Origin of the sequence: Saccharothrix longispora (assembly GCF_031455225.1) — a bacterium.
GTDB classification, from domain to species: domain Bacteria; phylum Actinomycetota; class Actinomycetes; order Mycobacteriales; family Pseudonocardiaceae; genus Actinosynnema; species Actinosynnema longispora.
The window spans coordinates 2,177,278-2,190,791 of sequence record NZ_JAVDSG010000001.1 but is presented as its reverse complement, the minus strand read 5'-3'; the positions used below and the strand labels follow the sequence as shown (position 1 = coordinate 2,190,791).

11 protein-coding genes are annotated in these 13,514 nt (G+C 73.4%); 5 read left to right on the top strand and 6 right to left on the bottom strand.

Going from position 1 to position 13,514, the window contains the following annotated elements; genetic code table 11:
* The first annotated feature begins 673 nt into the window (after positions 1-673).
* The gene (locus J2S66_RS09105) at positions 674-2,614 is read left to right on the top strand and encodes an Hsp70 family protein (protein ID WP_310306170.1); all 1,941 of its coding nucleotides are present in this window, start codon (positions 674-676) and stop codon (positions 2,612-2,614) included.
* 81 nt (positions 2,615-2,695) lie between these two features.
* Here the strand turns inward: J2S66_RS09105 and J2S66_RS09100 are convergent, their stop codons facing one another.
* A complete protein-coding gene (locus J2S66_RS09100) occupies positions 2,696-4,456 on the bottom strand; it encodes a hypothetical protein (RefSeq protein ID WP_310306168.1) in 1,761 nt (586 codons plus the stop codon).
* Between the two features lie 267 nt (positions 4,457-4,723).
* Here J2S66_RS09100 and J2S66_RS09095 point away from each other — a divergent pair, with 267 nt between their 5' ends.
* Positions 4,724-5,182, top strand: a complete 459-nt coding sequence (locus J2S66_RS09095; RefSeq protein WP_310306166.1) for an SRPBCC family protein — start codon at positions 4,724-4,726, stop codon at positions 5,180-5,182.
* Position 5,183: 1 nt separating this feature from the next.
* Complete coding sequence (locus J2S66_RS09090; RefSeq protein WP_310306164.1) at positions 5,184-6,062, top strand: oxygenase MpaB family protein; 879 nt, start codon at positions 5,184-5,186, stop codon at positions 6,060-6,062.
* 351 nt (positions 6,063-6,413) lie between these two features.
* Here the strand turns inward: J2S66_RS09090 and J2S66_RS09085 are convergent, their stop codons facing one another.
* The 4 genes from J2S66_RS09085 to J2S66_RS09070 form a co-directional block, all read right to left on the bottom strand.
* A complete protein-coding gene (locus J2S66_RS09085) occupies positions 6,414-7,658 on the bottom strand; it encodes a wax ester/triacylglycerol synthase domain-containing protein (RefSeq protein ID WP_310306160.1) in 1,245 nt (414 codons plus the stop codon).
* A gap of 341 nt (positions 7,659-7,999) precedes the next feature.
* Positions 8,000-8,341 carry a hypothetical protein gene (locus tag J2S66_RS09080; protein WP_310306158.1) on the bottom strand — a complete coding sequence of 114 codons (342 nt, stop codon included), beginning with the start codon at positions 8,339-8,341 and terminating at the stop codon, positions 8,000-8,002.
* The gene (locus J2S66_RS09075; RefSeq protein ID WP_306750644.1) at positions 8,338-8,874 is read right to left on the bottom strand and encodes a hypothetical protein; all 537 of its coding nucleotides are present in this window, start codon (positions 8,872-8,874) and stop codon (positions 8,338-8,340) included. The genes J2S66_RS09080 and J2S66_RS09075 overlap by 4 nt, the downstream gene beginning before the upstream one ends.
* A gap of 131 nt (positions 8,875-9,005) precedes the next feature.
* Positions 9,006-9,845: a glutamate ABC transporter substrate-binding protein gene (locus J2S66_RS09070; protein ID WP_310306153.1), complete on the bottom strand. Its 840-nt coding sequence runs from the start codon at positions 9,843-9,845 to the stop codon at positions 9,006-9,008.
* A 331-nt stretch (positions 9,846-10,176) separates the two neighbouring features.
* On the opposite strand from J2S66_RS09070, the gene J2S66_RS09065 reads away from it, so the two are divergent.
* Positions 10,177-11,310 carry a PrpF domain-containing protein gene (locus tag J2S66_RS09065; protein WP_310306151.1) on the top strand — a complete coding sequence of 378 codons (1,134 nt, stop codon included), beginning with the start codon at positions 10,177-10,179 and terminating at the stop codon, positions 11,308-11,310.
* Positions 11,311-11,315: 5 nt separating this feature from the next.
* Complete coding sequence (locus J2S66_RS09060; protein ID WP_310306149.1) at positions 11,316-12,527, top strand: MFS transporter; 1,212 nt, start codon at positions 11,316-11,318, stop codon at positions 12,525-12,527.
* On the opposite strand, the gene J2S66_RS09055 is transcribed toward J2S66_RS09060, so the two are convergent.
* Complete coding sequence (locus J2S66_RS09055; RefSeq protein ID WP_310306147.1) at positions 12,517-13,269, bottom strand: class I SAM-dependent methyltransferase; 753 nt, start codon at positions 13,267-13,269, stop codon at positions 12,517-12,519. The genes J2S66_RS09060 and J2S66_RS09055 overlap by 11 nt on opposite strands.
* Positions 13,270-13,514 lie beyond the last annotated feature (245 nt).

The window sequence follows — 13,514 nt, the reverse complement described above, 5'->3', positions numbered from 1 at the left end:
GGGGGGCTCCGTCGGTCCTGCGGTTTCCCGCTGCGTGCTTACCTGGTGATCGTGAGCCCCGGCGTGCCTCGGGTGGCTTCGTCGAACCAGTGGTCGTGGGCGTCCGCCGGCTCCTGCGACTTCTCCGGCACTCCCGGCCCGTCCGCGGTCACGCGGGCCGGCACCTCTCCCCCGCCCGGCGGGAGGGCCTCGTCAACGGCGGTCCGGCCCGATGTGGGCAGGACGGCGTCCCCGACCACGGCCCGCGCCCGTCCGACCCCGGGGTGACGACCTCCCCCTCGCCTGCCGCGCTGCGGGCAGGTCGGAGCTGCTCGGCGTGCGGCGTGGACACAGTCGACCTCCTGACCAGCGGTGCTGCCCAGTGCAGCGGAGCCGGGCCGATCCGGACAACGGCTAACCGCACGGCTCGCCCGATGGCGAAGCCCTCGGTGCCCCTTCGGTCACGCGCTCGCGGAGCGGAAGGGCCGGCACGTGACGACCGGGTGGTCGGTGCCGGTGAGCGCGGCGTCCCGTCACCCGCACGGGGCCGTGCCCACCCTGTGGCGGAGGTCGGTTTCCGGAGTGGACAGGCATGGTGCCGTTCCCGAAGGGGCAGCGCGCGACCTTCCGGCCGGGTGCCGCGGCGCGGCAGGCGTGAGGATGCCGGTGAAGCGGCGCGCGAGGAGGTTCGACGGTGGGGTACGGGCTGGGCATCGATCTGGGCACGACGTTCACGGCGGCGGCCGTGTCCGGGCAGTCCGGCACGAGGGTGGTGCCGCTGGGCCGCGACGTCGTGGCCCCGTCCACGGTGTTCGCCGGGGCGGACGGCGCGCTGCTGACCGGTGACGCGGCAGAGGCGGCTGCGGTCGCCGACCCGAAGCGGGTCTCGCGCGGGCACAAGCGCAGGCTCGGCGACCCCGCGCCGCTCGTCGTCGGGGGTGCTCCCTACGCGCCCTCGGCGCTGCTGGCCGCGCAGCTGCGCGACGTGGTGGCCGCGGTGACCGCCCACGAGGGCGGTCCGCCGGACGCGGTGGTGCTGACCTGCCCGGCGGTGTGGGGTCCCTACCGGCGCGAGCACTTCGACGAGGTGCACCGCCTCGCCGGCCTGACCGGCGTGCGCGTCGTGACCGAACCCGAGGCCGCCGCGACCCACTACAGCGCGGAGCGCCGGCTGGGCGACGGCGAGCTCATCGCCGTCTACGACCTCGGTGGCGGCACCTTCGACGCCACCGTCCTGCGCGCGCAGGACGATGGCATGCGCATCCTCGGCACCCCGGAGGGCGTCGAGCGCCTCGGCGGCATCGACTTCGACCAGGCCGTGCTGGCGCACCTCGACGCCCTGCTCGACGGGGCGCTCACCGCCCTCGACCCCGCCGCACCCGACACGCCCGCCGTCCTGGCCGCGGCTCGCGCGCTGTGCGTCGAGGCCAAGCAGCAGCTCTCCACCGAACCCGACGTCACACTGCCCTCGCCGCTGCCCGGCGACACCCGGCAGGTCACGATCACCCGGCTGCGGTTCAACGACATGGTCCGCCACTCGGTGTCGCTGACCACGGAGGCGCTGCACCGCACCATCCACTCCGCCGGGTTGCGCCCCGACGACCTCACCGGCGTGCTGCTCGCCGGCGGTTCCTCCCGCATCCCCCTCGTCGCGCAGATGGTCTCCGCCACCTTCGGCAAACCCATCCACGTCGGCCTGCACCCCAAGCTGACCGTCGCCCTCGGCGCGGCGGCCATCGCCCGGAACATCGCATCTGCCCCCGCACCGGCACGTCAGTCGCCCGTGACCGGTGCAGCGGTCGGTGCTCCGCCCGTCGGCGCGGCTCGTGCCACCCCGCCTACCGGCTCGGCGCGCGCGGCGTCGTCGAAGCGGAAGCGCCCGTGGCTCGTCCCGGCGGCGGCGGTGCTCGCGGTCGTGGCGGTCGGTACGACCGCGGCCCTGGCGTTCAGCGGCGACCCCCGAGGCGATGAACGGGCCGCCGGCGTCAGCTCGGCGCAGTCTCCCGCACCCGGTTCGGCGCAACCTTCCGCGTCCGGTTCGGCGAGCCCTTCGACGGTGCGGCAGCGAGCGGTGAGCGGACCCGAACTGGAGGTCTACGGCGGTCGGGGGGCGACCGCGTACCGCGGCATGCTCGGCAGCGCCGAGGACGACTGGGCGGGCACGGCCATCGGCGACGACAACACCGCCGCCTACCAGGCCATCTCCGCGTCCCCCGACGGAGCCGCGGGCCTGCGGGTGACGTGGAGCGGCACGGCGCCCGGCCAGGTCTACCTCCAGCACACCGACGGCGGCACGGACCTCAGCACCTACGCCGACGTCCCGAGCGCCCTCGTCATCGACCTGACCCTGCACCAGGAGCCGACCGCCACCACGGCGCTCGCCGTCCACTGCGTCTACCCGTGCGCCGCCGAACTCGACGCCACCGCGCTCCTGCGCCGCCTGCCGATCGGCGCGGAGCGGAGCGTGAAGATCCCGATCACGTGCTTCACCGCCGCCGGCCTCGACCCGAAGAAGGTCAACACCCCCTTCCTGCTCACGACGGCGGGCCGGCTCGACGCCACCCTCCACCATGTGCGCTGGGTGCCGGGAGCCGCCCAGGACCCGGACGCCACCCCGTGCGAGGCCCTCGGCTGATCCGCACCGCGTTCCGCTCGCGGACGCCGCACCGGGCCGAAGCCCGGTGCGGCGTCCGTCGGTCGGCCGCGGGGTGCCGGATCAGGCGTTGGCGACCGGGAGCACGTCGCTCAGCGACGTGAGGACGGTCGGTTCCGAGCACCCCGCCGGGGCAGGCGGTCGTGCTGCGGCCATCAGGGCGCGCAGCGGCGTGAGGGTCGTCTGCTCGGGATCGACCTGCGGCACGAGGACCGGGAGCGGCGGGTTCGGGTCGGTCGCGATGTCGGCGAAGTCGACGTCGACCGAGACCTCGTCGCCGCCGATCTCGCGGGTGATCCACGGACCGGACTCGACCAACTGCTTGAGGGTCTTCACGTGCAGGCCGTTGATGCGCTCCAAGTACCACTCGTCCGCCGGCAAGGGCCCCATGCGCCCGGTCATCCGCGCCTTGACGTCCTTCACCCGCTCGAACAGCACCCGGACCAGCGCGGCACGGTCGTGCGGGCCGGTCAACCCGTCGCGCAGCCTGTCCTCGACCAGCCTCGGCATGCCGTCCTGGTCGGGCATGAGCATCGTGGTCCAGGCCCGTGACTTCTCCCGGTACTGCAACTGCTGCATCAAACCCTCGTGCGCGGAGAAGTCCGAGGAGCGGAACTGCCTGCCCTGCCAGCGCGAGCGCAACGTGCCCGCCAACGACAACGCGCTCTTCACCCCCGTGTTCAGCCCCCGACCCGGCCAGAAGTGCAGCGAGTTCGCCGCGTCACCGATCAGGAACCCGAACGTCGACGGACCCAACTGCGCCGTGAACCGCGCGTTCTGCGTCATCGACAGGTTGAACATCGTGATCCCCAGGATGTCCCCCGGCCCCGCCCCGAACAACCGCGCCCCGTCCAGGATCCGCGGCCACAAAAACGACAACCGGTCCACCGACGGCTTGAAGATCGCCCGATGCCGATCGCACACGAACCGGTCACCACGCGGCAGCATCATGCACCGGTACGTGCGAATGCACTCCACCGGCGCGTTCTCCCCGATCGCGACGATCTCCGACGCCTCCTCCGCCGTCAACCGCATGTTGATGAACCCGCCGCCCAACGAGTTGAACAAGTACCGGTTCTGCCCCACCGTCAACGGCACCGTGTGCTCGTCCGGGAAGTTCCCCCGCACCCGGATGCCCAACACCGTCTCCACCAACTGCTCGCCGTCCACCGAGTAGAAATTGCGATCCGGCGTACCGAAGTGGTCCTTCAACGCGGTGCGGGTCGGCGAGTTCGCCCCATCCGCCACCACCAGGACCTGGGTGCCGTCCCAAGTCGGAGGCACCTCGTAGCGGCCCGGCACCAGCTCGATGTCGTAGAGCTCCTGCGCCATCTCCAGCAGCGCGTCCTCGATCCACCGGATCTTGATGTTGCGCGGCCGGCCCTTCCCCTCCGGGGAGTCCGGGCCCAACGGCCACATCTCCCCGAACCGCCCCTGCGTGAACAACCGCTCCTGCACCTGGTGCGGCAGGGTCGACCACACGTTGCTCTGGAGGGTCACGACCTGCTCGCGCCGGAAGTTGCCCTCCGCCTGCCCCAACCACACCACCTTGTTGCCCTGCCGCTTCCACCGCCGGTCGTGGATGCGGATCACCACCTGGTCACCCATCATCGCCCGCAACGTGCACGCGAACGACAACCCCACCGGGCCGCCACCCACCACCTCCACCCGCAGCGGCTCGCGGTCACCGGGCAGCGGGTCCAGCTTCTTGAACAGGCCCGTCGCCCAGTCGGCGGGCCTCGCGACGTGCTGCCCGTCCGGCGGACTCGGCCACCTGACCGCCAGCGTCACGTCGTCGGCGGCATCGCGATCTGCTCCGGTCATGAGCGGACGACCTCCGGGGTGATGGCGGAACACCTGTCCCGTGCATCATGGGCCGACTCGCGATCCGGGACTTCGGCATTCCCCGCAGGAGTGCCTGAACAGGAAGAACGGCCTTCCTCGTCGGCCCGCGCGCTCCGCGGTTGTCCGAACGCGCACCTCCTCCCGCCGAAGGGGACGAGAACAGCGCGACGACCGGACCCGCTCACGACGGGGCACTAGCGTTCGGCCCGGCTCACGAGGGTGGGCCCGTCGGGTGGAAGGTGCGCCGTGGACCTGAACTTCTACCGGTTCGACCTCTCGTGGACGGTCGGACACCCGAAGGAAGCCGTCTTCGACGCGCTCGTCGCGATCGACGAGTACCCGCGCTGGTGGCCGGACTACCGCCGGGTGGAGCGGATCGACGACGACGCGGTGGCCATCGCGCTGCGCTCCTCCCTCCCGTACACGCTGAGGGTCACCAACCGCTTCCTGGTCCGCGACGCGCCGGGTGGGCACTTCCGCCTGGCGCTCGACGGCGACATCGCCGGCTGGATCGACTTCGCGGTGACCGATCGGGCCGACGGCTCGACCGACGTCCACATCACCCAGGAGTGCACCGCGCGGAAGAGGCTGCTGCGCGTGTTCGCCCCGGTCGCCCGCCGCGCCTTCGCCCACAACCACGCCTTGACGATGCGGCGTGGTCGCCTCGGCCTGGACCGACTGCTGTCCACGAGCCACCAGCGCTGAGGTGGAGAACAGCGGAGGTCCCGTGCCGCTGGGCCCGGACTCGTTGACGTGGCGCTACTTCGGCGACTGGCGCAACGTGCTCGTCATGCTCTGGACCGGGTCCATGCAGAACATGCACCCGCGCCTGGGCCTCGCGGTCGAACAGCACTCGCGGTTCTTCGGCGAGCGCTGGAAGCGCGTGTTCCGCTCGTTCTACCCGATCCTGGGCGTCGTCTACGACGGCGCGCGGGCCCGGGAGACCGCCGTCGAGGTGCGCGGTCACCACACCGCCATCCGGGGCGCGGACGACTCGGGCGCGGCTTACCACGCACTGGAACCGGACGTCTTCTACTGGGCGCACGCGGTGTTCTTCATGACCACGATCCGCTTCGGGGACAGGTTCATGGGCGGGGTGCCCGAGGCGGCGAGGCGGCAGCTGTTCGCCGAGCACGTCCAGTGGTACGCGCTGTACGGCCTGAGCATGCGACCGGTGCCCGGCTCGTGGGAGGAGTTCCAGACCTACTGGGACGACATGTGCTCCCGGGTGCTGGTGGACAACAAGGCCACCCGCGACGTGCTCGACCTGGCCGGCCTGCCGAAGCCCCACTTCCTGCCTGCCGTGCCGCAGGCGCTCTGGTCACCGCTGTGGGCCCTGCTCGCGCGGGGGTTCCGGTGGTTGACCACCGGGCTGTACGACCCGGTGATCCGTGATCGGTTGGGTCTGAGCTGGAGCGACCTCGACGAGCACCTGCACCGGGTCCTGGGCCGGGCCGTGCACCTGGCGTTCCGCCTCGTCCCGCACGACCGCCGGTTCCACCCCAGGGCACGTGCGGGCTGGCGTCGTTCGCGCGGAGCGGTCGTGGACCCCGTCGAGTCGCCGACCCGGCACCTCCCCGGCTGAGGGGGCGCCCGGCGACCGGTCCGCCCGGTGTCGCGGGCCACGTCCGACGAGGGATCGGCGGCCGAAGTCCACGCGGGCACCGGGGTGCCCGCGGGAGTCCGCTGATCGTCGCCGCCGACCGGGACCGGGCCGCCGGCGGTCCATGACCCCGCCCACCGGACGGGACAGGCGGGCTCTTGGACCGTCCGACGGCCGCCGAACGGGTCGGCGCGGCCCGGTGTCGTGCCGTCGACGTGTTCACGCCCGACAGGGCGGCCCCACCGCGGCGAGCCCGCGCCGGGGCGCCGCGTCGAGCGCGTCCTCGTGCACGGGGTGGGGTTCAGGCACGCGGGCGCGGGCCGAGGCGGCCCCTCAACTCGCCGACACGTCCGCGCGGTCCGCGTCCAGTGCGTCGACGGCCCGCACCCACAGCCGGATCAGCTCGGCGGGGTCGGGCGCGCCCTCGGGCACCAGGACGGACAGCCGGGCCCGGTCGCCGTAGCTGATGAGCGACGCGAAGCAGGTGTGCCCGGGTGGCAGCCACGGGATCGCCGTCACGCCGAGCACCTGTCCGCCCATCAGGGCCGACAGCTCCGGGATGCGGACGGCCGCCACCGTCACGCCCACCCGCGAGGGGTCGGTGATCAGCTGCAGCACCCGGCCGGCGACCCGCCCCGGGGCGTTGTCGGCCAGGTCGCGCCAGGCCCGGCGGTGCCGCTCGACCCGCGTCCGGCTCGCCGAGGCCACCACGGCCCGCAACCTCTCGGCCGGGGTCACGTCACCACCGCACGGCAGGACCGCCCGCATCAACCCGATCCGGTTGGCGAAGTCGTCGTGCGGTTCTCCGTCGCGCCGGGTTTCCACGGGGAGGCACACCTGCCTGCCGGGCACCGGCGGCAGCCACCCGGCCAGCGCCTCGGCCATCGCCGCCAGGTGTACCTGGTTGACCGAGGCGCCGCTGCGCCGCGAGACCCGCTTGAGGTCCTCGACGGGCACGCTCCCCAGCCCGAGCACCCGCTCCTCCCCGCCGGACCACCGCGGGGCCGGTTCGGCGGGCAGGCGGGTGCGCAGCAGGTCGGGCAGCAGGGACACCGCGCCCGGCCACCCGCGCGACCACGACCGGCGGCGGTCACCGGTCCTCCGCCACGTGGCGGGTTCGCCGGCGCCCAGCAGCGCCTCCACGGTGCGCACCGCGCCACCCGCGTCCTGCCGCCCGTGGTGCACCAGGTAGTAGGCGTCCCAGGTGCCCGATCCGTTGTCCGAGATCCACAGGCACCACGGCGGCCGGGTCGGGTCGAACGAGTCGGCGAACACCTCCCGTGCCGTCGCCACCGCCTCCTGGCGGGGCAACACCCGGACGTGGTGGTCCACGTCGAAGTCGAGGACCGGTTCCCAGCGCGCCACCTCGCCGGGGACCAGCCTCTCGGTCATCGGCGGCAACCGGTGCAGGCGTGACGCGACGCGTTCCCGCACCGCGTCCACCGACGGGCACGGTCCCGAGACCCGGAAGACCAGCCCGATGAACATGTCGGTCGGGTCGGGCGCGAACTGCCCGAGCACGGCGAAGGCCCCGGCCATGAAGTCGGCCGGAGTGCCCGGTGTGTCAGTCGTGTGCATGCAAACACCTTCCGCTCGCCCCTCGGGGAGAGGCTCGACCCGGCGCGCGCGGCGGTCAACACGCGGGGTGTGGACTGTGCGCGATGATCGGGTGCGCGTTGCCCGGTTGAACCGGCTGAGCGAACGCCCGCGACGCTCCGAGGCGACGAGGTCGAACCAGGCACCTGGTCCCACAGGGTCTCCCGTCGAAGCCCGAGCGGATGCCTGTCCCGCCGTGCACCCCTCATCCGACGTTCTCCGGCCACTGCACGCGCTCGCCGGGCACCGCCCGGGTCGGCGCGGTGGTACGGGGATGTCGAGGTCCGCGGCCGGTTCCCGCCGAGCCGCGCCCGGTGATCAGCTCACGGCCTCTTGGCGTTCTCGAAGGCTCGGATGTACTTGGGCAGCTCGTCGAGCGCACGCCGCAGGGCGCCCCCGGAGACCTGCTCGGCGAACATCGCGTCCACGACGGCGCGTTCCGCCTCGGGGTGGAGGCGGCGGATGTCGTCCAGCGGGGTGTCGTGCAGCAGTTCGGCCAGGTGGACGCGGTCGGTGAGCACGTGCAGGGTGCGGCGCAGGCTTTCGATCACCCGGTCCGCCTCGGCGGGTTCCAGCACGAGACTGCCCTCGGCGGCCAACCTCAGGAAGAGGTCACCGGCGAACACGACGGGCTCGGCGTGGGACAGGCCGGCCGGATCGGTCACGCGAACCCCCTCCGGGGGCGGGCCTGCCCGACGTGGCGCACGGCGAACCCGGAGGACATGACCCGCGCGGCCGCCGTGGTGGTGCGCCACACCGCGTGCAGCACCGCGCTCGCGGAGGGCAACCACCCGCGATCCGGGTCCGGCGCGACGAACCACGCCCCCGACGGCCTCGGTGACGGGAGCGGGAGCACGGTGCCCACCCGCAGGTACCTGACCCCGAGCGGCACGTCCGCCTGGGTGATCACGATGTCGTTGACGTCGCACAGGAACGTCACCCGGTCCTTGCCCACCCCCGTGCGCAGGGCCGGGCCCACGGCGCCGAGTTCGGTCAGTCGCTTGAGGACTCCCCCGGCCAGGTGCACGGGCACCTCGAAGGCGACCATGCCGCCGGCGAGGGGGAGGTCGACGCCACTGTCCGTGATCTCCACCGGCCAACCGAGGCGGAACCGGTACCACTCGGCGACCTCGTTCGTGCCGCGCCGCTGCGGGTGGGCCGGGGCCGTCGCCTCGACCCGGTGTGCCCGGGATGTCATGGCGGGCCTCCTTCCGGGAGGGTCGGGTCAAGCCGACCACGCGGCCGCCGTCGCGCGGAACCGTCGGGGACGGCTTGTGCCCGCCCGGGTGGGGTTGCTTGCCCGGACGTACCCCGCACGTCACCGGCGGGCTACCCGCCGGTCACCTGCGGGGGCTCGGGGAGGTCCATGCCGGAAGCGCCGAGGTTGCGCTCCAGCGCGGCGCGCCACTCCCCCGACCGGATCATCTCCTCCAGGGAGGTCTCGACGTCCGCCAGGCCGGCGGCGTCGTCCTTGGCCAGGCCCACGCCGTAGCGCTCGGTGGTGAACGGTTCGCCGACGAGCGTGAGCAGCTCGGGGTTCGCGGCCACGTACCCGGCCAGGATGGCCTCGTCGGTGGTGACCGCGTCGACCTTGCCCGCCAGCAGCGCGGTGACGCAGTCCGAGTAGTCGCCGTACTCGACCAGGCGCACACCCGCCGCGAAGCCGTCCTTGACCTTCTGCGCCGACGTGGACCCGGTCACCGAGCACAGTTCCCTGCCGTCGAGCGCCTCCGGGCCGGTGATGCCGGTGTCGGTGGAGCGCACCAGCAGTCCCTGCCCCGTCTCGAAGTAGGGGCCGGCGAACGCGACCCGTTCCCGCCGCTGGTCGGTGATGGAGTAGGCGGCGACGACGAAGTCGACCGAACCGTCCTCGATCAGCCTCTCCCGGTCCGCGGGGCGGGCCTCGCGCCAGGTGATGTCCTCCTCGGCCACGCCGAACCCGGCGGCGACGTACCGGGCGACGTCCACGTCGAAGCCGACGTACTTGCCGTCGGCGCGGCGCTGCCCCATGCCCGGCTGGTCGAAGCGGATGCCGATGGTGAGGCCGTCGCGGGCCTCGTCCGCCAGCGAGCCGTCGACGGTGCCGCACGCGGCGAGGGCGAGGACGAGCGCGGTGGCGACCGCGAGGACGGTCGGCGCGTCATTCCTGTTGGGGGATAACACTCCCATTCGCACACGGTAGGACTCGCGGAACGCGTGCAGAAGATCATCGGGACGTGCCGCGCCCCATCGGGCAGCGCGGGGCGGTCGTTCGCGCAGGGCGTCGGGAGCGGACGGTCGCGGCGGGGGGGTTCCCGGTTCGGCGCCGGGAGCGCTTTCCCGTACCGGACATCCCGGTGGGACTGTCCCGACAGGTCCAGGCGGCCGCCTGGACGGCGCCCCGGGACCGGTGTGGTCCTGCGTGAGGCGCTTCCCGAACGGGACGAGTCCCCTTCCCCTAGGCGCAGGCCGGATCACACCGGGGCAGCAGGGGTTTACGGTCTGCGAGGAGGTGGTCACCGTGCTGTCTTCCCCGAACATCGCCGTCCTTCCCTCCCGACGACTGCTGCGCATCCCCGCGACGCTCATGCGCGGCGGGACCAGCAAGTGCGTGATCTTCCACGCCGAGGACCTCGCGGGCCACGACATCGCGCTGGACGACATCCTGCTGTCCGCGTTCGGCTCCGTCGACCCGAGCCAGGTCGACGGGGTCGGCGGCGCCACGTCGACCACGTCCAAGGCGGCGGTCGTCTCCCCGTCGTCGAGGCCCGGTGTCGACGTGGAGTTCCTGTTCGCCCAGGTCGGCATCGGCAACCAGGTCGTCGAGTACGGCAGCAACTGCGGCAACTGCGCCACCGCCGTCGGCCTCCACGCGATCCAGACCGGACTGGTGGCGCCCCGCGCGGGCACCACGGTGGTGCGGATGCTCAACCTCAACACCGGCACGCTGCTCACCGCCGCGGTCGCCACCGAGCACGGCGCCATCCCCGAGTGCGGTGACGCGCTCGTGCCCGGATCGCTCAGTCGCACGGGTGTGCCCGTCGCACTCGGCTTCGTCGACCCCGTGGGCCGCACTTCCGGGCGCCTGTTGCCCTCGGGGCGCGCGGTGGACGTGGTGGGCGCTCTCGAAGCGACCCTCGTCGACGCCGGGGCGCCGGCCATGTTCATCGACGCCCGCGGCTTCGGCGCGGGCACGGTCGAGGGCATCCGGGAGGCGAGCTCCGAACTGATCTCCCTGCGTCGCCAGGGCGCGGTCCGGATGGGACTGGTGCCACCGGGCGCGCCGGTGCCCGACGCCATCCCGAAGGTCGGCCTCGTCGCACCGCCCACCGCGTACACGACCACCTCCGGTCGCCGCGTGGGGGCCGACGAGCACGACGTGTCCGTCCGGATGATGTCGATGTTCGCGCCGCACCCGGCGATCGGCCTCACCTCGGCGGTGGCGCTCGCCGCGGCCGCCGTCACGGCCGGCACGGTGCCCAACCGGATCGTCGGTGGCGGTGTCGCGCCCACGATCCGGTTGGGCACGGCGGCCGGCGTGGTCGAGCTGGGCACGCGGGTGGACGGGGCCGGTGTGCTGCGCGAGGTGGTCTTCCAGCGGGTGGCGCGGCGCATCGCGACCATGGAGCTGTTCGTGCCGTGCGGCGGCGGGTGATCCGCGTGACGCCCGACCGCCGACCGGTCGTCCTGCTGGTGTGCACCCTGAGCGTGTTCCTCGTCGGCGTGGACGCCACGGCCGTCACCCTCGCGCTGCCGGCGCTCCGGCGGGGGTTGGACGTTCCCCCCGCCGTGCTGCCGTGGGTGGTCGGCGGCTACGGCCTCGCCCTGGCGAGCTTCCTGGTGCTGGCCGGCGGGGTGGCCGACCGCTGGGGTCGTCGCCGGGTGTTCCGGGTGGGGTTGGCGGTCTTCGCGGCCGGTGCCGCGGTGTGCGCGGTGGCGCCCGACCACCGGGTGCTCCTCGCCGGTCGGGTGGTGCAGGGTGTCGGGGCGTCGATGCTCAACCCGGTGTCGCTCTCGATCGTCCTGACCACGTTCCCCGGGCCGGAGGAGAGGGCACGCGCGCTCGGCGTGTGGGGTGCGGTCATGGGGTTGAGCATGGCGTCGGGTCCGCTCGTCGGTGGCGCGGTGGTGCACGCGTTCGGGTGGCGGGCGGTGTTCGTCCTGGTCGCCGTGCTCGGCTGCGGGGTGTTCGTCGCGGCGACGGCCGTGGTGCCGGAGTCCACCGCGTCGCGGGCGCGGCGGGTCGACCCGCTCGGTCAGGTGTTGGTGGTCCTGCTGTTCTTCGTCCTGATGCGGGCGGTGGCGGTGTCCGGGGTGCCGGCCCTCGTGTGGGCGTCGGGGGCCCTGGTCCTGGCCGGGGTCTTCGTCGGCCACGGGCTGCGCAGGCGTGACCCGTTCGTCGACCCGCGGCTGTTCCGGATCACCGCGCTGTGGGTGTCCGCGCTCGCGGCGGTCGTGCTGTTCGTGGCCCTCGGCGGGTTCCTGCTGAGGGCCTCGTCGTACTGGCAGGAGGTGCGGGGCCTCTCGGCGGCGGCGTCCGGTCTGATGACCTTGCCGATGCCGCTGGCGGTCGTGCTGTGCGCCTGGTCCGCCCCGCGCGTGCGCGGCCGGCTCGGCACCGGGGGCGCCTTCGTGCTCGGTGGCGTGGTGGTGCTCGCGGCCGAACTGGTGCTGGTCCGGGTGGGGGCGCACTCGCCCACGTGGGCGCCGGTGGTCGGGGAGGCGCTCTTCGGCGCGGGTTTCGGGTTGACCAACGCGCTGATCACCGCCTTGGCCACCGAACGCGTCGAGGGTGACCGCGTGGGTGTGGTCGCGGGCATCACCTCGACGTGCCGGCAGTTCGGTCTGGCGGTGGGGGCGATCAGGGCCTGACCGCGCGGATCGCCGTCGTCACCATCGGCAGCTCGAACCCGCCGGACGAGGTGGCCGGTCGGTCGGCCAGGAAGCCGTGCAGCTCGGCGACCCGCCGCTGCCGCTCCCCCGGCGTCGCCAGCAGCATGTGCGACTGGGTGCACACCATGCGGACCAGCGATTCGGCGGTGAACGGCTGGGGGTTCGGGTACTTCCGGCGTTCGAACGCGGCGAACCGGGGATGGGCCGGGAGCGGGACGAGGGGGTCGGCCCAGTGCCGGCTCGCGGTGGTCGTCCGGGCGAGCGCGGCGAACTCCGCCACCCACGGCACGCCGGTGTCGTCGTGGTTCCACAGCGCGACCAGCGCGCCGGAGGGTCGCAGCACCCGCGCGATCTCGGTCAGCGCCGGTCCGAGGTCGAACCAGTGCAGCGCCTGCCCCACGAACACCGCGTCCACCGACTCGTCGGGCAGCGGGATCGCCTCGGCGACCCCGTCCAGCGCGGTCACCCGGGGCAGTCGCCGCTCCAGCTCGGCGCGCATGTCGGCGTCCGGCTCGACCGCCACGACGTCCGACGTGACCACGGTCAGGCACTCGGTCAGCTTCCCGGTGCCCGCCGCGAGGTCGAGGACCCGGCCGGAGGTGCCGTTCAGCCCCCACCGGACGGCCTCGACCGGGTAGGAGGGGCGGAGGTCCGCGTAGGCCCGTGCGGCGAGACCGAACGAGAAGGCCCGCTCCGCGGTGTCACTGTCGCCGTGGGACATGCGCTCCTGCCCTTCACCCGGCTGTGCGGGGTCGGTGTGCCGCGTCGAACGTGCGAGGTGGTGCCGGCGGTGACGGCTGTCGCCCGCGGGTGACGAACCGGTGCGGGACGGCGGTGAAGCGCGGGGATTCCTCCGAACTGCCTGATGTGTCCAGGTCCAGTGTGGAAGACCTGTGCGCCACCGCTCCCGGACCGGGTGCGCACCGTGCCCGGAGAGGAGGGCAGCGGTGCCCGAGTGCGCAATCG

Coding starts and splice junctions, on each gene's coding strand:
- J2S66_RS09100 (WP_310306168.1), bottom strand. CDS start 4,456: ATGACCGGAGCAGATCGCGATGCCGCCGACGACGTGACGCTGGCGGTC.
- J2S66_RS09085 (WP_310306160.1), bottom strand. CDS start 7,658: ATGCACACGACTGACACACCGGGCACTCCGGCCGACTTCATGGCCGGG.
- J2S66_RS09075 (WP_306750644.1), bottom strand. CDS start 8,874: ATGACATCCCGGGCACACCGGGTCGAGGCGACGGCCCCGGCCCACCCG.
- J2S66_RS09070 (WP_310306153.1), bottom strand. CDS start 9,845: ATGGGAGTGTTATCCCCCAACAGGAATGACGCGCCGACCGTCCTCGCG.
- J2S66_RS09055 (WP_310306147.1), bottom strand. CDS start 13,269: ATGTCCCACGGCGACAGTGACACCGCGGAGCGGGCCTTCTCGTTCGGT.